The 25,991-nt window shown below is 55.3% G+C and carries 23 protein-coding genes and 1 riboswitch; of the genes, 5 read left to right on the top strand and 18 right to left on the bottom strand.

The window, feature by feature from the left end; all coding sequences use genetic code 11:
* Nucleotides 1-41: 41 nt before the first annotated feature.
* Together OSB_RS04800 and OSB_RS04795 are read left to right on the top strand one after the other, a co-directional pair.
* The gene (locus OSB_RS04800; protein WP_049833915.1) at nt 42-617 is read left to right on the top strand and encodes a hypothetical protein; all 576 of its coding nucleotides are present in this window, start codon (nt 42-44) and stop codon (nt 615-617) included.
* 61 nt (nt 618-678) lie between these two features.
* Nucleotides 679-1,575, top strand: coding sequence for a DMT family transporter (locus OSB_RS04795; RefSeq protein WP_049833914.1), 897 nt, complete (start codon nt 679-681; stop codon nt 1,573-1,575).
* On the opposite strand, the gene glmM is transcribed toward OSB_RS04795, so the two are convergent.
* The 8 genes from glmM to OSB_RS04755 all read right to left on the bottom strand — a co-directional run bounded on the left by glmM (nt 1,565) and on the right by OSB_RS04755 (nt 12,119).
* Nucleotides 1,565-2,920: a phosphoglucosamine mutase gene (glmM, locus tag OSB_RS04790; protein WP_049833913.1), complete on the bottom strand. Its 1,356-nt coding sequence runs from the start codon at nt 2,918-2,920 to the stop codon at nt 1,565-1,567. The two genes, OSB_RS04795 and glmM, sit on opposite strands and share 11 nt — an antisense overlap.
* Before the next feature lie 28 nt (nt 2,921-2,948).
* Complete coding sequence (folP, locus tag OSB_RS04785) at nt 2,949-3,944, bottom strand: dihydropteroate synthase (RefSeq protein WP_049833912.1); 996 nt, start codon at nt 3,942-3,944, stop codon at nt 2,949-2,951.
* A complete protein-coding gene (locus OSB_RS04780) occupies nt 3,944-4,846 on the bottom strand; it encodes a dihydroneopterin aldolase (RefSeq protein ID WP_049833911.1) in 903 nt (300 codons plus the stop codon). Before OSB_RS04780 ends, folP begins: the two co-directional genes overlap by 1 nt.
* Before the next feature lie 90 nt (nt 4,847-4,936).
* Nucleotides 4,937-5,602: a cell wall hydrolase gene (locus OSB_RS04775; protein ID WP_049833910.1), complete on the bottom strand. Its 666-nt coding sequence runs from the start codon at nt 5,600-5,602 to the stop codon at nt 4,937-4,939.
* A gap of 189 nt (nt 5,603-5,791) precedes the next feature.
* Nucleotides 5,792-8,338, bottom strand: a complete 2,547-nt coding sequence (locus tag OSB_RS04770; RefSeq protein ID WP_049836049.1) for a putative PEP-binding protein — start codon at nt 8,336-8,338, stop codon at nt 5,792-5,794.
* 80 nt (nt 8,339-8,418) lie between these two features.
* On the bottom strand, nt 8,419-10,644 hold the full coding sequence (gene glyS / locus OSB_RS04765) for a glycine--tRNA ligase subunit beta (protein WP_049833909.1): 2,226 nt from the start codon (nt 10,642-10,644) through the stop codon (nt 8,419-8,421).
* Nucleotides 10,645-11,193, bottom strand: a complete 549-nt coding sequence (locus OSB_RS04760) for a DUF6446 family protein (RefSeq protein WP_049833908.1) — start codon at nt 11,191-11,193, stop codon at nt 10,645-10,647.
* Nucleotides 11,190-12,119 carry a glycine--tRNA ligase subunit alpha gene (locus OSB_RS04755; RefSeq protein WP_049833907.1) on the bottom strand — a complete coding sequence of 310 codons (930 nt, stop codon included), beginning with the start codon at nt 12,117-12,119 and terminating at the stop codon, nt 11,190-11,192. The genes OSB_RS04760 and OSB_RS04755 overlap by 4 nt, the downstream gene beginning before the upstream one ends.
* A 208-nt stretch (nt 12,120-12,327) precedes the next feature.
* Between OSB_RS04755 and OSB_RS04750 the strand changes: the two genes are divergently transcribed.
* Nucleotides 12,328-14,106 (top strand): serine protease, encoded by a 1,779-nt coding sequence (locus tag OSB_RS04750; protein ID WP_049833906.1) that lies wholly within the window; start codon nt 12,328-12,330, stop codon nt 14,104-14,106.
* A gap of 2 nt (nt 14,107-14,108) precedes the next feature.
* Here OSB_RS04750 and OSB_RS04745 read toward each other — a convergent pair whose 3' ends face one another.
* From OSB_RS04745 to rpiB, 3 genes are read right to left on the bottom strand one after another with little or no spacing between them, the layout of a single operon-like run.
* Nucleotides 14,109-15,722 carry a thiamine pyrophosphate-binding protein gene (locus OSB_RS04745; RefSeq protein ID WP_049833905.1) on the bottom strand — a complete coding sequence of 538 codons (1,614 nt, stop codon included), beginning with the start codon at nt 15,720-15,722 and terminating at the stop codon, nt 14,109-14,111.
* Between the two features lie 2 nt (nt 15,723-15,724).
* Nucleotides 15,725-17,176 carry a TrkH family potassium uptake protein gene (locus OSB_RS04740; protein WP_049833904.1) on the bottom strand — a complete coding sequence of 484 codons (1,452 nt, stop codon included), beginning with the start codon at nt 17,174-17,176 and terminating at the stop codon, nt 15,725-15,727.
* Nucleotides 17,177-17,230: 54 nt separating this feature from the next.
* Nucleotides 17,231-17,674: a ribose 5-phosphate isomerase B gene (gene rpiB, locus OSB_RS04735; protein ID WP_049833903.1), complete on the bottom strand. Its 444-nt coding sequence runs from the start codon at nt 17,672-17,674 to the stop codon at nt 17,231-17,233.
* A gap of 141 nt (nt 17,675-17,815) precedes the next feature.
* Between rpiB and OSB_RS04730 the strand changes: the two genes are divergently transcribed.
* Entirely contained in the window at nt 17,816-18,241 is a 426-nt protein-coding gene (locus tag OSB_RS04730; RefSeq protein WP_049833902.1) for a hypothetical protein, read from the top strand.
* On the opposite strand, the gene folE2 is transcribed toward OSB_RS04730, so the two are convergent.
* Both folE2 and OSB_RS04720 read right to left on the bottom strand, forming a co-directional pair.
* Nucleotides 18,238-19,341: a GTP cyclohydrolase FolE2 gene (gene folE2 / locus OSB_RS04725; protein WP_200802536.1), complete on the bottom strand. Its 1,104-nt coding sequence runs from the start codon at nt 19,339-19,341 to the stop codon at nt 18,238-18,240. The genes OSB_RS04730 and folE2 overlap by 4 nt on opposite strands.
* A gap of 164 nt (nt 19,342-19,505) precedes the next feature.
* Nucleotides 19,506-20,684, bottom strand: a complete 1,179-nt coding sequence (locus OSB_RS04720; protein WP_049833901.1) for an aminotransferase class I/II-fold pyridoxal phosphate-dependent enzyme — start codon at nt 20,682-20,684, stop codon at nt 19,506-19,508.
* Between the two features lie 49 nt (nt 20,685-20,733).
* Nucleotides 20,734-20,811, bottom strand: a riboswitch (SAM riboswitch).
* A gap of 151 nt (nt 20,812-20,962) precedes the next feature.
* On the opposite strand from OSB_RS04720, the gene OSB_RS04715 reads away from it, so the two are divergent.
* Entirely contained in the window at nt 20,963-21,244 is a 282-nt protein-coding gene (locus OSB_RS04715) for a PilZ domain-containing protein (protein WP_049833900.1), read from the top strand.
* Here the strand turns inward: OSB_RS04715 and OSB_RS04710 are convergent.
* From OSB_RS04710 to ftsY, 5 genes are read right to left on the bottom strand one after another with little or no spacing between them, the layout of a single operon-like run.
* The gene (locus tag OSB_RS04710; RefSeq protein WP_049833899.1) at nt 21,241-21,864 is read right to left on the bottom strand and encodes an inner membrane-spanning protein YciB; all 624 of its coding nucleotides are present in this window, start codon (nt 21,862-21,864) and stop codon (nt 21,241-21,243) included. The two genes, OSB_RS04715 and OSB_RS04710, sit on opposite strands and share 4 nt — an antisense overlap.
* Before the next feature lie 9 nt (nt 21,865-21,873).
* The gene (locus tag OSB_RS04705) at nt 21,874-22,776 is read right to left on the bottom strand and encodes a DMT family transporter (RefSeq protein WP_049833898.1); all 903 of its coding nucleotides are present in this window, start codon (nt 22,774-22,776) and stop codon (nt 21,874-21,876) included.
* A gap of 8 nt (nt 22,777-22,784) precedes the next feature.
* Nucleotides 22,785-23,699, bottom strand: coding sequence for a hypothetical protein (locus OSB_RS04700; RefSeq protein WP_049833897.1), 915 nt, complete (start codon nt 23,697-23,699; stop codon nt 22,785-22,787).
* A complete protein-coding gene (locus OSB_RS04695; RefSeq protein WP_049833896.1) occupies nt 23,696-24,631 on the bottom strand; it encodes a hypothetical protein in 936 nt (311 codons plus the stop codon). The genes OSB_RS04700 and OSB_RS04695 overlap by 4 nt, the downstream gene beginning before the upstream one ends.
* Nucleotides 24,628-25,944, bottom strand: a complete 1,317-nt coding sequence (ftsY, locus tag OSB_RS04690) for a signal recognition particle-docking protein FtsY (protein ID WP_412457891.1) — start codon at nt 25,942-25,944, stop codon at nt 24,628-24,630. Before ftsY ends, OSB_RS04695 begins: the two co-directional genes overlap by 4 nt.
* Nucleotides 25,945-25,991 lie beyond the last annotated feature (47 nt).

The raw sequence follows: 25,991 nt of genomic DNA, 5'->3' as shown, positions 1-25,991 counted from the left end.
ATATATTTACATTCCACGGAATGCAACTACAGGATCACATTATGACGCTGCGACTTATTGAGAAACTGACAACAATCCCGCTTTGGGTCCACGCCACGGCAACCGTCGGTGCATTCGCAGCCTTTCAGGGGGTCAAAAGCGTTTTAGACAAAAGTTATGCCGCATCCTTACATCCTGTTGATTACGTAACCGGACAAACCAGTTTTAACGGCGAAACGATCAAAGGCTATTACGCGGTCATGCAAGATGCTGGCACACTGGACGCATACCGCACGACGCAGATAATTGACTTTGGTTTCCTAGCGGCGATGGCCTGTTTCGGAATCCTTCTTGCCACATTGGTTGCGCGCTTCAGCCACCCTGGCAGTTGGGGGCGTCGTTTGGGACTGTTCGCTGGACTGGCGGCTTTGGCTGGCGCGTCCTGTGATGCCATTGAAAACGCATGGTCGTTCGTCATGCTTTCCGATCCGGTGGGTTTCGCAGATTGGCTTGCCCTGCCCTATTCCGGCTTCGCAGTTACAAAGTTCGCACTGATCACCGCAGCAATGCTCTTGGTCTTGCTAAGCCTTGTCTTCCTCGTGATTGGACGCAGCTTAAAAGACTCTCGATTGGGATGACCATTCGATCAAAGCCAATCGGAACTATACTTTATGCGGCACCTCTGATCCAAACAGGTTCATGACCACACACCCCACCCCACTTAATTGGTTTTCCATCGGCTTACTCGGCCTGATCTGGGGCGGAACGTTTATGGTCGTCTCGATTGCGCTTGAGGGATATGGGCCGCTGACGGTTGCCTGTGCGCGCACGACCTTGGGTGCGGTCACTTTGCTACTGCTTGTCTTGGCAATGGGCCGCCCGCTCCCCAAGCAGCCAGTCGTTTGGGTCTATTTGGCGGTGACGGGCGTTATGAACACCGCCCTTCCCTTCGCGCTGCTGTCGTGGGGGCAGCAATACGTGCCGTCTGCCTTTGCGGGGATTTCCATGGCCGCACTGCCGCTTTTCGTGCTGCCGTTGGCGCATATATTTGCCGACGACAAATTGAGCCCGCGCAAAGCGGCCGGTGTGGTCATCGGCTTTGTTGGTGCCGTAGTTCTGATCGGCCCAACCGCGTTTGATTTTTCCGAGGGCAGTTTGGCGTTGCCACAACTGGCCTGCGTTGCTGCATCCCTATCTTATGCAATTTCCAGCGTGCTAACCCGCCGCTGCCCGCCCGTTGATAGCGTTGTTATGGCGGCGCTGACTTTGGTCGTCGGGGCCATTTGCCTTATCCCCGCGATGCTTATGGTTGAGGGCGTGCCAACATGGGTCGAAGGGCGTGCAGGCTACGCGATCCTTTTCCTTGGGTTCGTGCCAACCGCATTCGCCGCATTGCTGCGTGTCACAACGATCCGCACCGCAGGTCCGGTCTTTATGACGTTGGTGAATTACCAAGTCCCTGTTTGGTCTATGATTTTCGGCGCATGGGTGCTGTCCGAAGTCTTGCCACTGCGCTTTTTCGCAGCCCTTGCGTTGATCTTGTTCGGGCTTGGCATCAGCCAAGGCCCAAGTCTGATGCGGGTGTTTAAGCGCTGACAGTTGCCACTGCTTCCACTTCGGCTACGATCCCATCTACGACCTGTCCAAGCAACGCATCATCGACACATTCTGCCATGACACGGATCAACGGCTCTGTACCCGACTTGCGGATCAGCAGGCGGCCTTTGCCGACCAAATCAGCCTCAGCCGCAGCAATTGCCGCTTTGACTGATGCCTCATTCAATGGATCTGCTCCATCGCTATAGCGTACGTTCTTCAACATCTGCGGTACAGTTTCGAAAACCTTGATCAACTCAGACGCTGGTTTGCCTGTCTCAATCATCGCAGACAAGAATTGCAGACCTGCGAGCAGACCATCTCCCGTTGTCGCGTAATCCGTCATCACAATGTGGCCGGATTGTTCGCCACCTAGATTGAAGCCCCCGGCGCGCATGGCCTCAACAACATAACGGTCACCGACATTGGTCCGTTTGAGGTTTAGCCCGTGATCCTGCAGGAAGGTTTCAAGCCCAAGATTAGACATCACAGTGGCCACCAATGTATCACCGTTCAAGCGGCCTTGATCAGCCCAACGCAATGCAAACAGGCCCATGATCTGGTCGCCGTCTGCAACATTGCCATTTTGATCAAGGATCATCACACGGTCCGCGTCACCATCCAGACAGATGCCGACATCAGCGCCATGCGTCACGATGGTTTCCGCCGCCGTGCGCGGGCTGGTTGAGCCGCAACCTTCATTGATGTTGAACCCGTCCGGGCTGGTGCCAACAGGGATAACCGTTGCGCCAAGCTCCCAAAGCACTTCGGGTGCGACGCGGTGGGCCGCGCCATTGGCACAGTCGATTACAACCTTCATACCATCCAAGCGCATGCCTTGCGGGAACGTCCCCTTCAGGCGTTCAGCGTAACGAAAGCGCCCGTCATCAATACGTTTGGCACGCCCGATGTTGACCGCTTGCGCTGGCTCAATCTCGCTTTCCAGCAGGCGTTCGATTTCCATTTCGGCCTCATCGGACAGTTTGAAACCATCAGGGCCGAACAGCTTAATTCCGTTATCAATCGCAGGGTTGTGGCTGGCCGAAATCATGATGCCCAAATCGGCACGCATGGACGTCGTCAAAAGCCCAACACCGGGCGTCGGGATCGGGCCAAGAAGCAGCACGTTCATCCCGGTGCTGGTCAGCCCTGCTGTCAGAGCGGACTCAAACATGTAGCCCGACAAACGTGTGTCTTTGCCGATCACCACGCGATGTCCGTTGGATCCGTCATTGCGGAAATACCGACCAACTGCGGCGCCAATCTTCAGCGCAATTTCTGCAGTCATTGGATATTTGTTCGCCGTGCCACGCACGCCATCGGTTCCGAAAAATTTACGTGCCATGTTAGTCCCGCTCAATAAAAATATCGTATTAGTTCACGGCTAGAAAAAGCCGCATTGCCTGTTTTGTAGGCAGCGTATCATGGACCCGCAAGAATTGCATACCCTGTGATAGGCCATGCAACGCGACCGCGACTGACCCGCCGAGCCGGTCATGCGCATCAGGTGCTTGTCCAATCGTACCGATAAATCGCTTTCGCGACGCGCCAAGAAGCACAGCACATCCAAGTCCATGAAAAATAGACAAATTCCGCAGCAGTGTAAGATTATGTTCTTGGGTTTTTCCAAACCCGATCCCAGGGTCCACAATGATCTGGTCACGGCGAATTCCTGCCGCTTCTGCAGCTTGGATACGGGCGTTCAGAAAGTCATAAACGTCTAACATAACATTAACGTATGTCGGGTCATCCTGCATCGTGGCGGGGTCACCCTGCGCATGCATTAGGCAGCAGGGTGCGTTTGCCTTAGCTGTGACCATGGGCATATCAGGGTCAAACGTAAGCGCAGCCACGTCATTCACAAGCGACGCACCAGCATCCAGCGCGGCCTGTGCAACAGGCGCTTTTCGCGTATCAATCGAGATCGCAACATCACTGCCTGCCCGCATTGCTTTGATGACAGGTGCTGTGCGTTCAATTTCCTCATTAACATCGACCGTAACAGCGCCGGGGCGCGTGCTTTCGCCACCGATATCGATGATATCTGCGCCATCCGCCACCATTGCACGGGCCTGCGCTAGCGCCGCATCGGGCGCGTTGAACATCCCGCCATCAGAGAAACTGTCTGGGGTTACGTTCAGGATGCTCATGATACGTGGCGTGGTTAGATCCAGCCCTGCAATCGGTGCACGCGGCGCACTAAGCCGTGTCAGAACATCATCAGGCACCTCGGCGGCAGGAACGACCTCGCCAACGCGCCCGCGTTCCATACATTCGACATGGCTGAACCAACACCACCCCCCCACAAGTGAGACCGCGTCTTTCGGGCGATGCGGGTCGGTCATTGCAATGGGGCGATAATAGACCATCAAAGGGTTCGGACCGGCACGTCGCAAGGCGGCGCGTCAACGCCAGCCACAACCAGTTCAAGCGCCTGCAACTCGCCCGCAAACCACGCAGCCAAGACAAGACCATCGGTGGTATCTGGGCTGTCTGAGGCGTCCAACACGGCCTTAGACGGTGCCCACACGCAGGTTTGGCCGTTCTTCATGGCCCAATCCAGCTCGGTTCGGGTTTCGACAACCACGCAACGCTTATCGCGCCCCGCGAGGACCCACGCATTTTGTTCGATTGAAAGTAGATCAATGCGCCGCTGTGCCTGTGTAACGCTTGCGGATGGCGCGGGTGTGTCCCCTGCTCCAACACAAAATATCAGCGGAACATCATCAGCCGATAGCGCGTCGATTATCGCGGTAAGCCTGTCACCGCGGATCGTGTCATTGGACAAATAGGCCATGCGGGGATGCGGTTCGTCCATGACCTCAACCGCTGCGCCATCGTCGCCGCCTTGCTCGCGCATGATCTCAACACCAAGCGAAAATGGTCCTCGGTCGATCTTTTCGATCCGCACGAACACCCGCAACGCTTGCGGTTCAAGCAAAATGCGTTCCGCTATACGTGCGGCAAGCGTTTCAAGAAGGTTCAGACGTTCCGCGCCGAGTTCATAGTCAATCGCTTCGGTTACGCGGTCATATGACAAAATGCGGTCCACATCATCATCAATTGGGCCGGTCAGGGGTTCAACCTCAACCACGACATTGAACTTGATGCGTTGCAGGTGGCCGCGTTCTTGCTGGAACGCGCCAATTTCGACTTCGGTGATATAATCGCGCAGGGAAATGCGGTCGCGCAGTCCGCCGTTGCCGTTTGGCGCGGTGGCTTCGGCCCGCTCTGACGGGTGGGCAAACGCCAATTTTGTATCGCTGCTCATGTTGTCACCCTTCCAGCCGTTCCGATGGGGATACTAACAGAGCGCCCTATCGACAAGCACCACTTGCGGCACCCTAGCGGGTAAACACGCCTAGCTTTGACGGTAGAAGTGGTGCGAACCGATTGTCGCAGTGCGTGGAAAGACGCGGGCCCAACGCGGGTTAACGGCCCGTGTGTGGTAATGCGTAGCACCATCCGTCAATTGGCGCGGTGCGCCATCAATCAGTAAACGTGCGACCTTGCCGACCTTTGCCCATGCAGCCTGTTCATGGATCACTTCGGCTGCGCCGTCGCAGGTGTAGGTAAACTGACAGGCAAACTGGCGGCCAGTCCCTTGGTTGATTACGCCGCACAGCGTGCTTGGGTAGCGTGAAGAATCGACGCGATTCATGATGACCTCGCCGACGGCAAACATGCCGCGTACGCTTTCACCGCGTGCCTCGAAGTATAGGGCTTCGGCCAAACACTTCCACTGATCGCCACCGGATGCAGATGGCTGGGATGCAAGGAATGCGTTGTCATAGGTAATAACGTCTGGGGCAGTCGGAATGTTGCGTGCGGATGCAGGTGGCACAGCAGTCAACGCAGCAACGCGTGCATCAGAAACTTGCTGGATCGCGGCACGTTCTTGTCCAAGCAGCGCACCCAAACGCGCGGCCAAGACATCGTCAGCTTGCGCTGCGGATGCACCACCGAAAGCAATTCCAAAGCTCATGGCGCAGATCGCCAAAAGTTTCGTTCCGATACGCTTAGACATATTTGCCCCCAAGACAAAACGTGACGAGCTTCACGCGAGCGCCTTGCCTTTAAGGGAATGTTGCTGGCACGTCGAGTCTGACCCAGTGCGCTAACCCGCCGCACCGATGCAGTTAAGGCACAGCCTAAGCAACGAACCACAACATCTTGCGGCTGTTGGCTTTTTCAAAGTCACACCTAGGATCCAAAATCAGCCCAGCCTGTCGGTCAGTGCAAGCTGTGCAGCGGAAAGTCGCGCAACTGGCACACGGAACGGTGAACAGGACACGTAATCGAAGCCCTGTGCGCGGCAGAAAGCAATTGTAGCGGTATCGCCACCGTGCTCGCCACAGATGGACAAGGTCACGTCTGGACGCCCCTTTCGACCCCGCTCAGCACCGAGCTGAAGCAACTCACCGACGCCTTCCAGATCAAGCGTGTGGAACGGATCTTCTTCGTAGACCTGCAATTTCACATAGTCGGACATGAATTTACCCGCATCATCACGCGACAGCCCATATGCCATCTGAGTAAGGTCGTTGGTCCCAAACGACAGAAAGGCGGCATGTTCGGCGATGTCTTCGGCGCGCAACGCAGCGCGTGGAGTTTCAACCATAACGCCCAAACGGTATTCAAAATCGACACCGGATTCAGAGTGTACCGAAGCCGCGACGGCCTCAATATGCGCCTGCACCAGCTCAACTTCGCGCTTGGCACTTACGAGCGGGATCATGATCTCCGGCACCAAAGTACGTCCGTTTTTCTGACAAGCCACGACTGCCTGGAAAATTGCACGGGCCTGCATTTCATAAATCTCGGGCACGGTAATACCCAACCGGACGCCACGCATCCCAAGCATGGGGTTGTATTCAGTCAAATCTTCGACCCGCGCGGTAACTTCCGCCAAAGGCACATCAAGAAGGTCGGCAAGCTCGCGCATGCCGGCTTTACCCGCTGGAAGGAATTCATGAAGGGGCGGGTCAAACAGACGAATGCAAACCGGCTGCCCATCCATAATCTGAAAGATATCCGCAAAGTCAGATTGTTGGAGCGGCAACAACCGCTCAAGCACGGCAGCACGCCCTTCAGGGCTGTCTGCAAAGATCATTTCGCGCATCAAATCAACACGATCACCATCGAAGAACATATGCTCTGTACGGCACAGCCCGATACCTTGGGCCGCAAAGTTTCGCGCAGTTTGCGCATCTGCAGGAGTATCCGCATTGGCACGAATGCCAATGTCACGCACATCATCCGCCCAGGTTAGAAGGGTCTGAAACGCATCATCAAGCGCTGCTTCCAACATCTTTGGCTCACCCACCAGCACTTGTCCGGTGCTACCGTCCACGGTCACCATGTCGCCTGCTTTGAAAACACGGCCATCTGGCCCAGAAATCAATCGCTTACGTTCATCCACGTCCAAATCGGCAGCGCCAACGATGCAAGGCAAACCAATGCCCCGCCCGATGACTGCAGCATGGCTGGTTATGCCGCCGCGCAGGGTCACAACGGCGACCGCCGCGTGCATGCCGCGAATGTCTTCTGGCGTGGTTTCGCGGCGCACCAACACGCAGGCCTCGCCCCGTGATGCGCTTGCTTGCGCTTCGGACGCCGTAAAGACCAAACGCCCAGACGCTGCACCGGGGCTGGCCGCGATACCTGTCACAAGCACGTCCCGTTCAGCACGGCTGTCCACCTGACGGTGCAACAATTCTGACAGCGCGGCAGGCTTCACCCGCATGATTGCCTCTTCTTTGGGGATCACACCTGAAACCGCTAGATCGACCGCAATTCGCACGGCCGCTCGGTTGGATCGGTCAATGCGAATGCCATCCAAAATCGTGAGCACCCCGTCACGCAGGATGAACTTGATTTCCATTTCCTCGCGCAGCTTTATCCGCGCAATCGCACCGAATTTAAGCAATTGCTGAAACACATCTGGCGCGCTTTCTTCAAGCGACGGGCCGCGTGGATCGCGTGTTAGAAACAGCGCATGGTCGTTGTCGCGCATACCTTCAGCGTGCAACATTTGCGGCACAAACCGCCCGTTGATCTGCTCTTCGCCTGTCACTCCGGATGCAAACTGGATCACACCAGACCCCGAAACCCCTGCACCCATTGGCAACGCCATTTCTTGAACAACCAGCCCAAGGCCAGCATCCGCAGGCGCTCCCTTGGCTTGGCGTAACAGCCGCGCTGTCGTGCCCTCCCAAGTGCGCGACATGGATCGCAACACTTCGTTAATTTGCTCACCTACATCCTGTGGGAACTCCGCGTCCATTTCGGTTTCATAGGTGTGCAGCATTGCCTGCAACGCATCCGCAGACGGGTGATCGCTTAGGTAAAATTCCTCTGGGTCAAGGCGTGCCACTTCGACGGCAAAGGTCTGAATATATTGCATATAAAGTCGGGTCGCGACTTCTTCACCCAGCGTCTTACACAGCTCAGCGTGCTTGATGTCATTCAACCCGATATTTAGGATTGCATGCGGTCCACCCCAATCAGGGTCCATGCTGCTCGGACGGACCGACAGCAACGGGTTCTCGCCGAAATGACGTAAAATATCTGGCAGATTAGCCGCCGCACCACCCGCAATCGCGCGCACCGCATCAAACGAAAGCGCCACGGTGGTTGGCACAGGCATGTCCAGCCGGATCAAACGCTGCAGACATTTCGCCCGCCCACCATGAACTTCCGCTGCCATCGGCGCGGTTTTGGTGACGTGGCACATATCTTTGAGCGTAATGACTTTCTGCACTGCGGCATCCCCCTGGCGGACACCATAGTGCGGTGCCCCCACAGGGCAAGGAGAACCTTAAGAAATCCTTAACTTCTGGATTAACCCTCAAGCTTTCGTAAATCGGCCACGCTGAGGCAGATTGTCCGGATACGGTGCAACATATTCAGGCGGTTACGGCGCAAAACTTCGCTGTCCGCGTTGATTTGAACAGCATCAAAGAATGCATCGATCGGCGCACGTAAGTCTGCCATAGCGGACATCGCCGTTGCAAAGTCCTCGGCCGCCATCGCAGGCGCAATCTTTGCATCTGCGGCATCCAGCGCCGCAAACAGCGTCTTTTCCTCATCGGTTTCTGCGAATTTCACGTCGGCCCCGAAAGAATACTCAACCCCATCCTTCTCTTCCGCTTGGGACAGGATGTTGTTGGCGCGCTTAAACCCTTGGATCAGGTTGGTACCGTCATCGGTCTTCAGGAACGCCGCCAATGCTTTAGCGCGATTCACCAGCAACAACAGGTCATCGTTACCCGGCATCGCAAGGGAGGCATCGATCGCATCATGGGAAACGCCCTCGTCCTTAAGGTAGACCTTCAGACGGTCGTGGAAGAAAGAAAGCAGATCGACGGACAAGTCAGGAACAGCATCGCCAAGGTCGTTAAACCCTTGGGATGGTGAAACATCCTTGTCTTTCCAGAAATCTTTCGCCGTTTTGAATGCAGCGCCAAAAACACCATGCTTGGCGATTTCTTCCAACAGCTCAGTTACTTCATCGTTAGACAGCGTGTCGAAAACCTTTACCTTCTGGCGCACCAATTGGGCGTCAATGAAGCGATCCAACTTAACGGTTAGGCCATTCTCCAGCACCAATCGGATAACGCCCAAGGCTGCGCGACGCAGCGCGAACGGATCCTTGGACCCTGTCGGTTTTTCATCAATCGCCCAGAAGCCTGTCAGCTTGTCGATCTTTTCGGCGAGCGCCACGGCCACTGACACAGGCGCATTTGGCACATCATCAGACGGGCCCAGCGGGGAGTAGTGTTCCTGCGCAGCCAATGCGACGGCGTCAGTCTTGCCCGCCTCCTTGGCATAGTAGCGCCCCATCAGACCCTGAAGGTCGGGGAATTCGTAAATCATTTCTGAACTCAGGTCGGCCTTGGCGAATTTCGCCGCCTCTGCCGCGTCTTTAGGATCAGCACCGACCATTGGCGCGATCTCGGCAGATAGCGAAGCCATGCGATCCACCAATTCGGCAACCGTCCCGAGCTTGTTGTGGAACGTCACATTCGCAAGTGAATCGAGCCACTCTTGGCCGCCAGTTTTGGCGACGCGCAGATCGTTTTCCCAGAAGAATTTCGCGTCCGACAAACGCGCGAACAACACCTTCTGGTTGCCTGCCAAAATGGTCACACCTTGGTCTTTGGTTTCACGGTTTGCGACCGTTACGAACCGCACAACTTGGCCCGACTTATCCTTCACCGAGAAGAACTTTTGGTGCTCACGCATGGAAGCTGTCAGCACCTCAGGTGGCAATGACAAAAAGTCATCCGCGATGGTGCCCATCAACACGACAGGCCATTCAACAAGGCCCGAGACCTCAGCCAATAGGTCCTTGTCTTCGACCAATTCCAAACCAGCAGCGAACGCCTGATTAGACGCCTCGGACCAGATCATATCCGCGCGTTCATCAGCACGTAGAACAACATTGGCGCGCTTTAGCTTCGCCTCGTAATCCTCGAAAGATGTTACAGAAAATTCATCCGGTGCCATAAATCGGTGACCGCACGTCGTGTTGCCAGACTTGATGCCATCAACAGACATTGCCACGACTTCGGCACCGGCTTCGTCACTGAGAATGCAAATGATGGAATGCAGTGGGCGAACCCATTTCAACGCACCATTACCCCAACGCATGGACTTGGGCCACGGGAAGTTACGGATCGCGCTTTCGAGCACTTCGGCAATAATTTCGGGCGCGCCGCGCCCCTTCTTTTCGATCACGGCGAAGTAGACTTCGCCTTTGCCCGTATCGCGTGCTTCAAGGCTGTCACGTGACACGCCTGCACCGCGACAGAACCCGTCAATCGCACCATCTGGTGCGCCAACTTTTGGGCCCTTGCGTTCTTCGCGTGTGTCGGGGCTTTCGGCGCTCAAGCCTTCGACAGAAAGCGCCAAACGACGGGGCGTGAAAAAGGCACCAGCACCGGCATACGTCAGGCCGGCTTCGACCAATCCGTCGGTCACCAATTTTTGCAAATCAGCGGCGGCTTTGGCCTGCATACGTGCAGGGATTTCTTCGGAGAAAAGTTCGATTAACAGGTCAGGCATTTAAAAATCCTCCGGCGGTTCTGGGCAGTCTTCGGGGGTGTTGTCACCGGCAAAAACGGCCTCCCCGCACGCATTAAGCTGGTGCCAGACAAAGCCGCGGCCGTCTGGCATAATAGCGACGACACGATCGACGCCGAAGCTGATGTTTTCTTCGCTCATGAACGCGATGGCTTCGCCGTCTTCTAAGGCCTTACCAATTTCTTGTGCGTTGAAGCATTCAAACCATGACGGCGCAGTCAACGGGACCGGATCACCCATGATTTCAAAGGTTTCAGACAGCATGGCCTGACTTTGCGGCGCATCGAAACAAGCGCGGAACGAAATCGCGCCGGAGATACGAACACCGTCTTCAACCGTGTCGATAGCCATTACATTATCCAACATAATCGGCTCAGGCTCGCCGCTTACGACACTGACCAATTGGATTTCTCCAACCTGCTCTGGTGTAAGTTCGGCGTAGCCTGCGTAGACAATGTTGTAATACATGAATGCACCGCCAAGAACGGCAGGAATCAAGATAGCCAGAATTGCGAGGCGCGTGGCATTCATGCGCTTGCCTCCTGAAAACCACCAGCGGCGGTTTGAAGGAACGCATCGGCACATAGCTTGGACAACGCCCGCACACGCCCGATGTAGGCTTGGCGTTCGGTCACAGAAATCACACCGCGTGCATCAAGCAGGTTAAACAGGTGGCTGGCCTTGATGCACTGGTCATAGGCGGGCTGTGCCATGACGATTTTATTACCGTTCTTAGGGTCAATGTGTTCGTGGCTCAGAATCGCGGCACATTCACGTTCCGCATCTTCAAAATGCGTGAGCAGAATGTCGGTGTCCGCGATATCAAAGTTGAAACGCGAGTATTCCTGCTCAGCCTGCTTGAACACATCACCGTAAGTCAGCGCAATCGGCGCATCAGGGTCGTTGAACGGCATGTCCATCACGTGATCCACGCCCAAAACATACATCGCAAGGCGTTCCAAACCGTAGGTCAGTTCACCCGAAACAGGGTGGCAGTCATGGCCGCAAACCTGTTGGAAATAAGTGAATTGCGACACTTCCATCCCGTCACACCAAACTTCCCAGCCAAGGCCAGAAGCCCCCAATGTCGGGCTTTCCCAATCATCCTCAACAAAGCGGATATCGTGCATCTCCATGTCGATACCGATGGCTTCCAAGGACCCGAGATACAGCTCCTGCAGGTTGGGCGGGCTTGGCTTAATCAGGGCTTGGAACTGGTAGTAGTGCTGCAAGCGGTTCGGGTTCTCACCGTAGCGACCATCTGTTGGGCGACGCGAAGGCTGAACATAGGCCGCGGCCCAAGGCACATCGCCCAATGAACGCAGCGTGGTGGCAGGGTGAAACGTTCCTGCGCCAACCTCCATGTCGTAAGGCTGCATCAACGCGCAGCCCTTTGCAGCCCAATAGGACTGAAGACGAAGGATAATCTCTTGAAAACTGCGTGGTGTATCGGCCATTGGACCCTCTTGTATTGCTGGCGCTTGCATAAGTCGCTGTGGAGCGAGGGTCAATGTACGCAAATCAGCGCGATCCCCTTTGTACGCCTGCAAGTTTCCTTATTCTTCGACCACTTTCCACGTGCGCTTTGTCGCAAGAGTGTTAAAAAGCGCGGAACGCGCGGTTGGGATTGCAGTCGCCAGACATTTTAGGGACGTTTTCACAGCCATGCTTCGTATTTTATCAGCACTTATTATTAGTATCTTCATGGCGCTTCCGGCAGCAGCCCAACAAAGCGTTTGGGTCCAGATCGAAGCACAACGCACGTTGACCGGCGCACAGGACGCAGCACGCGGATATGCAGCCGCAGGTGTTCCCGACGTCACAGGGTTCGCCCTTCCCGGTGGATGGTACGGTATCGCGCTTGGCCCCTATGCTGCGGTAGACGCCGACAACCAACTGAACCAGTTGCGCCGTGCAGGTGTTATCCCAGCCGATAGCTATATCGTGGATGGCGGTCGCTTCCGCACGCAGTTCTGGCCGGTCGGCGTAACAGCCCCAACGGAACCTGTTGAGCTTGAAACACCGCAAGCGACTGAAGCGCCAACGGACGAGGAAACGCCTGTAGCCGCTGTCGAGCCAGAACCAGTTCCAGAACCCGACCCCATTCAAACGCCTGATGAAACCCTTCGCGAAGCCCAAGCCAGCGAGCAAGCCCTTGATCGTGATCAAAAGCGCCTGTTGCAGACTGCACTTCAGTGGGCTGGCTTTTACGACAGCGCGATTGATGGCGCTTACGGTCGTGGTACGCGCCGTTCTATGGTTGCGTGGCAAGAAGCCAACAACCATGAGCCGACTGGCGTTTTGACGACTGGTCAGCGTGCCGAGTTGCTCGGCGCATATAACTCAATCCTAGACGGCATGGGCCTGCAGCTTGTGCGCGACGATGCTTCAGGTATCGAAATGCAAATCCCAACAGGCGTCGTGAAATTTGCGGAATACGAACCACCGTTCGCGCGTTTTGATGCGTCGGGTGATGTTGCCGCGCAGGTTTTGCTGATCTCGCAACCGGGCGATCAGACGCGCATGTTTGGTCTATATGAAATCCTCCAAACGCTGGCGATTATCCCGCCAACAGGTGAGCGGTCCCGCCGTGACCGTGGGTTTGAGATCGAAGGCTTTGACGAGAATGTTCATTCCTATACGTCCGTCGTTCTTGAAAACAACCAAATCAAAGGCTTCACGCTCGTTTGGCCTGCTGGCGATGATGAACGCCGCCGCCGTGTGCTGGCAGAAATGCAGGCGAGTTTTGCAACGATTGATGGCGTTTTGGACCCTGCCATTGCGCGTCCCGATGAAGACCAAGCCATTGATCTGGTTGCCGGTCTTGCTGTGCGTAAGCCCGTTCGTGACCGTTCTGGGTTTTACATCAACGGGGCTGGCGAAGTCCTGACGACAATCGAAGCCATCGGTGAATGCACCTCCATTACCCTTGGCATGGAGCATGAGGCGACTGTTGTGCATCAAGATGAAAACCTTGGCCTTGCGATCCTGCGCCCAACCACACGCCTTGCACCGCCTGCGGTTGCTGAGTTCCAAACAGGTGTTCCACGTCTTCAAGCCGAAGTCGCTGTTGCAGGCTTTCCATACGGTGGCGTGTTGACGACCCCTGCCCTGACGTTTGGCACATTGGCCGATATTCGCGGGTTGAACGGTGAAGATGACGTAAAACGCCTATCGATTTACGCACAACCCGGTGATGCGGGCGGCCCAGTCTATGACAATGGCGGCGCGGTTCTGGGGATGTTGCTTCCGAAGGTGCAGACCAACGGGCAGGCATTGCCACCCGAAGTGTCATTCTCTGTTGATGCCGACCAGATCATAGCATCCGTAACAGGTGCTGGCCTGAACGTCGTGACAACCGAATCCGTGGCCTACATGACCCCAGAAGCCCTGACTTTGATGGCCGCCGACATGGCCGTTCTTGTGAGCTGCTGGAACGACTAAGTTTAGGTTCCAATCAATGCAGGCGTGAGGCGAATGATCGTCGGCACGTCTGCTTTGAATGCTGCATCTAGGGCTGGCGCGATATCTGCCAAAGTCTCGGGTTGAGACGCCTCTGCCCCATATGCCTTTGCAAGCGCCAAGAAGTCAGGATTGCGTTGGATCACTGAATTAGGCGCGATCTGTGCGGCGACCATGCTGTCCTCAATCGCACCCAGCTTGCCATTGTCCCAAATGATGATCGGTAGTGGAACGCCCAGTTCAACGGCGGTGGCAAGTTCGGCAATTGTGTATTGGATACCGTAATCACCATGAATGCAGACGGTCGGTTTGCCTTTGCGTGCAACTGCCCCACCAATGGAGGCGGGCAGCGCATAGCCCAAAGTACCAAAGCCTGATGGGTGGTGCCAATGCCCAACGCGGCCCATGTCCCAGCATTCTTTTGCCGCGTAGGCGAACTGGGTCATATCCGAATAAATCATCGCGTCATCCGGCATTGCGTCGCGCAAAACATCCATGATTGGCAAAATGTTGGGGAATTCGGCATCCACTTCGCTGCGCCATTTGGTGCGGGTTTTTGCGACATCTGCGGACGACCAATCGGAAGATTGCTCTGTTTCACCAAGCTCAACCAAAAGCTCATCAACAAAAGCGGACGCATCAGCGTGGATGTTGAAATAGGCGTCCACATCAGTGGTGAGTGCTTCTTGGCTGGTGTCAACGCGGATCATCTTGGCGGTGTGGCCAAGGTGCTCGCGCCAGATATCTACTTCAGCCAATTGAGACCCGATGACGATCACCAGATCCGCCTCACCGATTACGCGGGCGCTGTCTGGGCGCGTCAGGAACGGGCCGAAGTGCAGCGGGTAGTCGAGTGGAACAACTCCGCGTCCCGCAAATGTGCAGAACGTAGCCGGCGCAATCCGGCTGAGAAGAGGCGCAATTCGGCTGGCACCTGTATCTGGGTTCTGCTCAACCAATCCTTTGGCCCCGCCGCCAAAGACGATCATGGGCTTCTTAGCATTGCGCAGCTCATTCGCGGTGATCGCAATGTCTTTGTGATCAGGGAACAAGCGCCCCACACCATATGGCGCGGTTCCATGTGGCTCAGCAATGCCTTGCAGCGTTGCAATCGGCACGCTGATGTTTTTGGGACGTGGGTCACCTGTTGAGAAATCGCTCAATGCGCGATCGATCAGGCGGTACGCAGTCTTAGCATCCTGCGCGGTTTCAGACCAATCACAGACAGTCGCAGCAGCCCCAACTTGGTCTTTCATCTGGTGCAACTGTCCCTTACGGCCCACGACATCGTCAAGGCAGCTGGACAGGCACAGCACGGAAACACTGTCGGAATAGGCTTGGCCAAGGGGCGTCATAGTATTGCATAGACCTGGCCCCGTGATGACGTAGCATACACCGAAACCACCCGTCGCACGGGCATAACCATCGGCCATAAAGCCCGCACCTTGCTCATGGCGTGCAAGAACATGGGTGATGCCGGCCTCTTCGATGCCGCGGTACATTTCTTGATTGTGGACCCCCGGAATTCCGAAAATCGTATCAACACCGCGGTCTTTCAACATGTGCGAAATCTGCGCACCCAATGGTCGTGTTGTCATGCTTAGTCTCTCCAGAAATGCCAGCTGATGATAGTGAAGACGGCCATGATCTCAAGCCGTCCAACCAGCATCGCGATTGCGAGTATCCATTTTGCGGTATCGTTCAGCCCAGCGAAACTCCCCGCTGGGCCGATTTCATTGCCGAGCCCAGGTCCGACGTTTGCAAGTGCGGTTGCCGCGCCTGAAATTGAGGTAATGAAATCGAGCCCCGTAAACGCCAAGGCGACCCCAACAACGCCAATCGCCACCATGAACGCCACAAAGAACGCCATAACCGAGTTCAGAACGTCATCGCCAACAGCGCGGCCCTGATAGCGCGGCGTGAAGATCCCATTCGGGGAATGGATGCGCCTAATTTGCGCTTTGATGGATGTGAACAGAAGTTGGTAGCGGAAGATTTTCACACTGCATGCTGTCGATCCCGCACAGCCCCCGATGAGGCCAATGAAGAAGAACATCGTGACGGCAAATGGCCCCCACTGCATGTAATCCGCGCTGGCATATCCGGTGCCGGTCAAAATAGAGACAACGTTAAACAGCGATTGGCGGAACGCCGTTTCGTTCATGCGCTCACTTTGGGCCCATTGCCACAAAGACAAAACGAAGACCAACGTTATGGCGACAAAAAAGAACGTCCGAATTTGGCTATCCTTGAAAAGCGGCATCGCGCCACCGCCTGATATCAACTGAACGTAGCGCACAAACGGCAACGCAGCGAGCAGCATGAAGACAACGCTGGCATATTCCACCCCAGGGCCAAACATCCCGAAGGACGCATCGTAATTGGCAAACCCCCCTGTCGCGATCGTCGTCATGGCGTGGATGAAGGCGTCGAAGTTGTTCATCCCCATCGCTGAATAAGTGATCGTGCAGGCCATCGTCAGCCCGACATAGATGACCGAAATACGTGACGAAATCTCAGTCGCGCGGGGTAGGATTTTACCCATCGTATCAAAGCCTTCGCTTCGGAAGATCTGCATACCACCAACGCGCAGTTCCGGCAGGAACACCATCGCCACAACAATAATACCAATGCCGCCAAGCCATTGAAGCACACCGCGCCACAGCTTTAGCCCCTCAGGGAGGGTCTCAATTCCTGTGATGACAGTCGACCCCGTGGTCGTCAGCCCTGACATCGCCTCAAAGAAGGCGTCGGTAAAGTTCAACTCGGACCCGCCCAACATGAACGGCAAGGACCCAAACAGCGGCAGCGCCAGCCAAACAAGCGTTGTTAATAGGAAGGTTTGACGAATGCTTAGCCCGGAAGAGACCCCGTTCTGGCACGCCAAAGACACAAGCCCGCCCACGAGAATAGTTATGACAGCACTTTCAAGGAACGCCGGCCAATGCCCATTGCCCGACACCAGATCGGCCAGCAAAGGCGCGAACATAGTGACCCCAAGGGCCGCGACCAAAAGGCCGATCACATATCCAACAGGGCGTACGTCTAACATGGGTAACGGTTGGCTTGAGGGAAGCGCCGTGTCAAGCGACGACGCACCTTGCCATTAGCTAGGTTCGATCATCGCCACGCGTGTTGCATGGCGTCCGCCCTCAAATTCGGCATCCAAATAGGCATCAACGATATCAAGAGCCAAACCTTCGCCTGTGACCCGTGCACCAAGAGACAGCATGTTCGCATCATTGTGCTGGCGGATCATGCGGGCAGAAAACGTGTCAGAGCAAACGCCACAACGAATGCCCTTTACCTTGTTGGCAGCCATCATGATGCCCTGCCCTGTACCGCATAGAATAATCCCAAGCTGACAGTCACCAGACGCAACCTTTTGCGCAGCGGCCTCGCCATGAATGGGGTAGTGCGTGCTTTCCGACGTCATCGGGCCGATGTCGACAACTTCGTAACCTTTCGCCGCCACGTGCTTTGCGATGGTCTGGCGAAGCTCGATATCGGCGTGATCACTGGAAAGGACGATGCGTTGTGTGGCGGTCATGGCGGTTTCCGTTTTGATAAATTGGGCCTGCCAGACTCATAGCAGAGGTCCATCCGACGTCCAGTCGCGCAGTTCACTATCTGAATTTTTGCCAAACTGTACTATAGATGCTGAAACACGACGCGAAAACTGGAGATCGAAATGAAAACACCTTGGCATTTATGGACTGTTGGTGGCCTAACGTTGGCTTGGAACGCGATGGGCGCAATGGACTACGTCATGACTGTTTCGCGCAACGAAAACTACATCGCAAACTTCACGGCTGAACGCCTCGCATTCCTTGAGGCATTCCCAACTTGGACAATGGCGACATGGGCGCTCGCGGTCTGGCTTGCGGTGGCGGGTTCTCTGTTGTTGCTGTTGCGGTCCCGCTTTTCAGTGCCCGTTTATTTGGCAGCGTTCATTGCGATGGCCGCAACAAGTATCCGCAATCTGTTCTTTGCAGAAGTCTCAGCTGTTTCAACGATGACCAGTTTTGAGATGTTGTTCACGGTGGCCATAATCGCCCTCGCGATCGCGCAATGGCTTTATGCGCGCGCGATGTTCAAGCGCGACGTACTAACCTAGCCAACGTGAAACAACGTCGCGAACAGACGCGGATCGAGGGATTCCGCGTCAAACGTGCTGCCTTCGGTCAAGACAGAGACGGCATCATGGCTGTGTAGGCTTTCTTGATGGGACGCGATCACGCGGTAATCTGTGATCCGCTTATCCGCTTGAAATGTCTCAGCAAAAAGGCGTGCGGCGTCTTCGACGAAGATCGGGTTGGCAGCATTGAGTTCTGCAAAGGCCTGCTCGTCTTCGCGTTTTACCATGACTTGCGTTTCGGTTGGAACGGCCGCACGACACATGTCGATCAGGTCTTCGAACCACAAAATGTCGGCGTCTTGGGCCATTTCTACCGACACCCGCGCGACGGACCGCTGCGAATGTGGCGTGGCAAGTTGCCCACGGAACTGGCGCGCATGTTCTGACAGCTCCAAAGAACACGGGCATGTGCTGGAATAGACGTAATCCAAATGCACGATCTTTTTGCGTACGCCGTCGGCCTCGATCAGCTCAAGCGCGATGTCGTAATATTGGTATCCCGACAGGCCAGAACGCAGCGAGTCTACTTTCATCGGGAAGGACGTGCGCATCATGATGCGGGCATCAAAGCTTTCCAAATCCGTCTTATACGCATCAAGGGCTGCATCGATCACTTCGAAACTAAACGTCTTTTCCGCATGCTTGTAGAATGTCCGCATTATGCGAGACATGTTGATGCCCTTCTTTTCGGCCTCAAGGCTGACCGTGCCCGTGACGGAAGTTTCAAGCGTCAGATCGTCCCCATCGCGGCGATGAAACCGGATCGGCAAGCGGAAGTTGGAAATCCCTACATGCTGGATCGCACGTTTTGCGCCTTTGATCAGGCTGCTTGGGCCATTCTGTAGGTCCGGCATGGACGCCTTATAGGTTTCATCAACCTCGAACTCTTCAGGATAGGCACGCGCAAGCGCTGGATAATTGCTCAGCTCACGGCCTGGCACCAAACGCGACACCAATGGATCAAGCGCTGCAACTTCTTCTTCGCTCACCTGTCCTGCCCAATGGCGTAACAAGGCCAATGCCTCGGCTGCTTCGGCGTGGGTCAATGTGCGCTCTGGCTCACCGGTCTGAATGTTCATGTCGTCGCCTTTCGATGCGGCACGTAGAACCTCAACATGGGGATGATCGTGATCGTTTTCCACCAATAGTGCTCCCGAAGCGTGAACCTGCCAACAATACGCCTTAAACAATGACCTTAAAGCCCTGAAAAGGCTAGTCCATCACGGTAAACGACAAATCGGCCCTAGATTGCGTCGAGCGCGGCCAACAGATCGTCAATCAGATCACCCGCATCCTCAAGCCCCGCAGACAAGCGCACCAAGCCGCCCGAAATCCCAAGCAAGTCTTTCTGGTCCTGTGGAAGGCGCTGATGGGTGGTCGTTGCAGGGTGGGTTACGATGGACTTAGCATCGGCGAAGTTGTTTGAAATGGTGAACAATTCCAGCGCGTTAAGAAACTTGAAGCAGGCCTCTTTGCCGCCCTTCACTTCCAACGCCATCACTGTCCCGCCTGAATCCGCCTGGGCACGTGCAAGTTCATGCTGCGGATGGCCGGAATGGGTCGGGTAGCGCACAGCGTTAAGTTTCGGGTGCCCATCAAGGGCCTCAACGATTGCCAAGGTCGTGCTGGACTGTTGGTTCACACGTAAATCGAGCGTTTCCAACGCCTTAAGGTGCGTCCACGCCGTAAACGGGTTCATCGCGCCGCCGGTGTGTTTCATGTAAGTTTCAATGGGCCCACGCACTAAGTCTTTGTTGCCAGCGATCAAACCGCCCAGCATGCGCCCCTGCCCGTCCACGTGTTTCGTGGTCGACACCAAGGCCAAATCAGCCCCGCATTCAGCGGCATAAGAATAGATCGGTGTTGCCATCGCGTCATCCACAAGCACCAGCGCGCCGACCTTATGGGCGGTTTCGCAGACATGGCGCAGATCAACGACTTCGAGTGTTGGATTGGAAATGGATTCAAGGAATACCAGCGTCGTATCTGGCCGGATCGCAGCATCCCATGCGGCGTTGTCCGTACCATCCACAAGCGTGATTTCCACGCCGAAGCGCGCAAGGATGTCTTCAAGAACATATAAACATGACCCAAACAACGCGCGGCTGGACACAACATGATCGCCCGCTTTCAACAGCGCCGTCAGCGCGCCAGACACCGCAGCCATACCGGACGTACAGGCAAACGCGTCTTCATAGCCCAGCAATGACGCCATGCGGTCTTCGAACATGCGAACAGTTGGGTTGCCGTAGCGGGCGTAGATAAATTCATCCTCGCCCAAGGCCTCAAAACGCGCTTCTGCGGCCTCGGCTGAAGGGTAAACAAACCCTTGCGTCAAAAAGACAGCTTCGCTGACCTCGCCGTACTGGCTGCGACGTGTACCTGCATGCACCGCTTTGGTGCGTTTCTTCCAATTATTCATCTCGTGTGTCCCCTTTTGAACGACAAAGCCCCGACACCGGCAAAGGTATCGGGGCAAACCCGTTCCCTTTTTAGCAGAATATTTAAAGTGGCCCGCAATCCGGTAACAAATCGCCACTAAGTGTCGAATACGCCTGTGCATGTTTGACGTCAACCAACTTGCCCTTTGCTGCTCGCAGTCATTTCCTCGCAAAAGCGAACCAAGGCGTACTTTTCAAGGGTGGTTAACCACTTCTACATATTTGCCCGCGACATTGGGGAAGTGAGTTAGGAGTTGCCATGTCATCCCGTCAAAAGCGTTATCCCGCAAATTTCCCTATTGTGATACGCCAAGGACCGGAAATGCTTGGCGCCACGATCTGCAACATTAGCTTAGGCGGCGGATGTATCATGACCGATCACCCATTCAAAAAAGGCGATACAATCGTGCTGGACTACACCTTCGGGCAAACGCGTGCAGTCGTGATGTGGTCAATGGAAAAGATAACAGGGCTCAGGTTCGAAAACGAATTGACGATCAATGGGCTGCACAACATTCGCGATCTTCGAGTGTCCGCTTAGCGGTTTTCACTGTCGCTTACGTCTTCATCTGGCTCAATCACGTATTTCTGAAGCATGACGATCTGCGCCCATAAAAACAGAAACAACGCCGCTGGAAACGCGAAGGTTTCGATTTTCACCCATGCGTCCGTCGACATGGTGCGCCATACGAACTCGTTGGCAATTGCCAGTACCGCAAACCCGATCGCCAAACGTTTGGTGAGGATCATCCAGCCTTCCTGCTCCATTGGGATCATGTCACCCATCACGTATTGCAGCAGGCTTTTTCCGCGCATCAGTCCAATTCCAAGGATCACCGCGAACAGCCCGTTCACGATAGATGTCTTCATCTTGAAGAACCGCTCATCGTTGAACCATGCTGTTAAGGCCCCAAAGAAGATGACCATAAATGCTGTAAACACCTGAATACGGCTAAGTTTTCCGGTCAGATACCAAAGCACCGCCATAGACGCCAAAAGGATCGGTACGAAAACAATCGTCGCAACAATGAAGCCAGAATACTCGGTTCCACCAAAGGTGTAGATCTCTTCTTTGATCCGTAAATAGATCACGAAGAAGACGATTGTTGGCCCCAATTCTAGGACCTGCTTCAAGACGGGGTTCACTGATTTTTCACTCATCCCGTTCACCTAACCGCCAAGCTGCACAATTACAGCCCCCAAAGCGATAAATGCCATCAATATCAGGCGACGTGGCCCGACGGTTTCGCCCAAGATGAACCACCCAATAAGGGCCGCAAACACGGTTGAGGTTTCACGCAATACAGCCGCCTCGCCCACGCCACCAAGTCGCGTCGCCATCATCACGCCCCCAAAACTAACCCACGCAATCAACGCTCCTGCCAAGCCACGTCGCAACAGCGAACCAACACCGCCCGGAACGCCATAACGGCGCGCGCGAAACGCGGCCAAGATCGGAAAATCCAAGGCTGTCAAAAAGAAGAACCACGCCAAAAAGGTAAATGGATCAGGGCTTTGCCGGATTCCGTAAGCGTCATAGACCGTGTAGATTGCAACCAGCAAACCACCCGCAACGGCCCAAAGAAGGCCAATTTTGAGGCCGCGCAAGTCAACCTTTTCTGCAGCCATATTACGCAACGCCAAAAGCAACATCGCCCCTGACAGGCACGCAACGCCAAGCCATTGAAGCGCGGTGAAATGCTCTTGGAACAGCAGAGTCGCGCCGACCACAGTGACCAATGGCCCCGTGCCGCGAATGACGGGGTAAACCACAGTGTAAGCCGCCCGTTCATATGCGAGGGCCACAGTCAATTTGTAGGCAAAATGCACCACCATCGCACCGAGTAAGATCATAAAGGTCGCGTAACTGGGCCAAGGCACCACAAACAGCGCAACAGGTGCCGAGATAAGAACTAAAGACGCGTCAATCGATCCGCGCATTAACCACGGATCATGCCGCCCCTTTTGCAACGCACCAAAAGCCGCATGCGCAAGCGCAGACATTAACGCCAACGCCATTGCCAGTCTCGCCCCCTCGGGCGTTCCAGCAATCGAGTTAAGCCAATCAACCATGTTTCTAGTTAATCCGCGAGTTGCGCATCAGGCGACCAATCTGCTGTAATGGTTATCCCATCCAAGAGGATGTCCAACTCATTGCCATCGACTTCATCGCTGATGACTGCTTCGAAACTGTTGTAGGCCCACATGCCAACCTGCATCAGCCCAAGGCCCCGCTCTGAACCAACTGACACTTCAAGTTCTCCGACCGGCTTTGGTAAATCACCTGCGTATGCGGTTAGTTCTGCACGGGATGCACCATCAAGAACGCCATCGGGCAACCTTGAGACCAGATCAAATGCCGCGTCTCGCTGGGCTTGCGGAACACCCTGCATTTCAACGTCGATCCCAAAGCCAAACGGGTTTTCATGGGTGCCTTCAAGCGTCATCGATACCAAACCCGCCTTAAACGCTGCTGATCCCATGGAAACCTGCATCATGGAAGGTGAAGACAGGAACACACGTTCAAAAACGCCTGAAACCGTCAGGCTGTCACCCGCGCCATTGTTCATCGTCGCGTGTTCAATCACGATCATTCCGGCGTCTGGCAGTTGGCGCAACAACATCTCAAAGTCTATGTTGGGCCGTTTCGTGTCTATACCTCCTTGCATTTCATCAGGGTCCATACCGGAAATACGAACCTCGAGTGCAAGTGGTGGGATACCGTCACGCGTCCAACGGGTAATGCCTTCGGCACGCCATTCAAGCGTATCAAACTGTGCATCTTCCAAACCCGCGGTCCCGCCGCGCATTTCACACCAGCCTTGCGGGCTTACACGAATGCTGCGCGACATAACGGCAGTATTCACATCATCAGGCTGCATGATGTCTGCGAGCTTTTCAAAGGCGACCTGGCAATCGCTCCGCATCATCCGTTCAAACGCCGTTGCCGGCATTGCCGTCAACGCGATCAGGATTGCTGGAACTATGTGCTTCATTTGTCATCCCCTGTTGGTGTCCACGTGAATAAAAGCGCAACGCCGCCTAAACCCAGTTCGACGATTTCATCCAGCGTCGGCTCACGCCCCAACAGTGCAAACGGTGTCATGCGAGCAGCCCCAAGAGGTGGGTTCGCGCTCAGTTGTAGGCGGGCAGTTCCGCGTGGTCCGGGTAAGTCTTGAATAAATGCACCTAGCGCGTCACGGCTCGTAGATGGGACAATACTGTCCGGCATATTATTAATAATTTCAATCGCTTGCGATTGAAGGTTTTGAACCTGAACCTCGGGTGCAATTCCATCTTGAGTTAGCAAACCCGTCCCCAATGGCAGCGCGACATAGGTCTCAAACCAGCCTGCGAACTGTGTGGTTACGATTAGGTCTTTCAGCCCCATACTGCCGACGCTGGTTTGCATCGTTGTCTGATCTGTAAGATCCACACCATCGATGCGCGCGGTGGCTTCGATCCGGTTTCCAACAAAGAAATCAACGTAAGCCTCATCTACAAAGACCGCGTTTTGCACGCCGTCCCAGCGCACCGAAAGCCCAAAACCCGAGTTAGCGGCAGAGGATTGAAGCTCCAGCAGGTAGTCAAAAACCGGATCACCGGTTTGTGCCGAAACAGCGAACCCGATGCCCTCAATTTCAAGGGCACGAGGAGGCAAGCCTTCCTCAACGACCCGCGCCATATCCGATGCGCGCCAACGAAACGTTTCAACCTTAAATGACGAGTTCAAATCTATTGGCAGCGTCAAATCATCGATCTGGCACCAACCATCGTCAGTTACTGACATTTGCGGAAGCTGTGCGTCTGGCGTGATCATTGGGACCACGGTTGCCCAACCTTGTTGGCACGCCGACATCTCCATGCGTTCTTGTGCCGAAACTTGGCCAGCGCAGAACATCAGCGCGGCGAATACATAACCTCTCATAACTCAAGTCCTGTTAGTGCAGCTGCAAATTCTTCAGGGTCAAACGGCGCGAGATCATCAATCTGCTCGCCCACGCCGATTGCATGAATTGGAAGGCCGAACTTATCGGCCAATGCGACCAGCACGCCGCCCTTTGCCGTGCCATCCAGCTTGGTCATCACCAAACCGCTGACGTCGGCAAGTTCCTGAAACGTCTTAACCTGTGACAACGCATTCTGCCCCGTCGTCGCGTCCAACACCAACAGGGTGTTGTGCGGCGCGTCGGGGTCTTTCTTGCGGATCACACGCACGATTTTTTGCAGCTCTTCCATCAAATCCGAGCGGTTTTGAAGGCGTCCGGCGGTGTCGATCATCAACAGATCAGCCCCGTCGCGCGCGGCCTGTTCCATCGCTTCGAATGCCAATGATGCGGGATCCGATCCTTCGGGTGCCGTCAAAACTGGAACGCCTGCGCGATCACCCCAGACCTGCAATTGTTCAACCGCAGCCGCGCGGAAAGTGTCGCCCGCTGCGATTACCACCTTTTTACCAGCTGCCTGAAACTGACTGGCGAGCTTGCCAATCGTCGTCGTCTTACCAGATCCGTTCACGCCAACCACCAGCACGACCTGCGGTTTGGTCGGGTAAAGCGGCATCGGACGCGCGACAGGTTCCATAATGCGGGTGATTTCACCAGCAAGTAATTCTTTAATTTCTTGCGTAGAAAGTCGTTTTCCGAACCGCCCTTCCGCCATATTAGACGTCACGCGCAGGGCTGTGTCGACGCCCATATCCGCGCTGATCAACAGCTCTTCAAGGCGTTCCAACATGTCGTCGTCCAACTCGCGGCGTACGACGGTTTTCTTTTCACCGCGCCCAAGCAACCGCCCAAGCAAGCCCGGCTTAGCGGCTTTTTCTTGTGCTGCCCGCTCTGCCTCAAGGCGCTCTTCTTCGGCTTTGCGCGCGGCCTCTGCACGCTGTAATTCTTCTGCGCGCTTTGCCTCTTCTTCAGCTTGCGCTTGCGCCTGACGCGCCAATTCCGCTTCACGCGCTTCGCTGGCTTGCTGCGCTTCTTCTGCACGACGAGCGTCCTCTGCCAACTGTTTAGCTTCGGCCTGACGCGCCACTTCTTCCAGACGCGCGGCTTCTGCCACACGTGCCGCCTCAGCGCGTTCCGCTTCTTGAGCTAGGCGTTCAGCTTCCGCAGCTTGCGCCGCTTGCTCTCGCTCTAACCGCTCAGCTTCCAGTCGCGCGACCTCTGCGGCGTCTGCCTTGGCTTTGGCCTCTTCGATCGCCTTTGCATCGGCTTCCGCTTGCGCCTTTTCAGCAGCAATGCGTGCCGCCTCTTCCGCAGCCTGACGTTCTTTTTCGGCTTGTTCGG

It is taken from the genome of Octadecabacter temperatus (assembly GCF_001187845.1).
In the GTDB taxonomy this organism is placed as follows: domain Bacteria; phylum Pseudomonadota; class Alphaproteobacteria; order Rhodobacterales; family Rhodobacteraceae; genus Octadecabacter; species Octadecabacter temperatus.
Note: the sequence above shows the minus strand (reverse complement) of the source record. Positions and strands in the feature narration are given on the sequence as shown.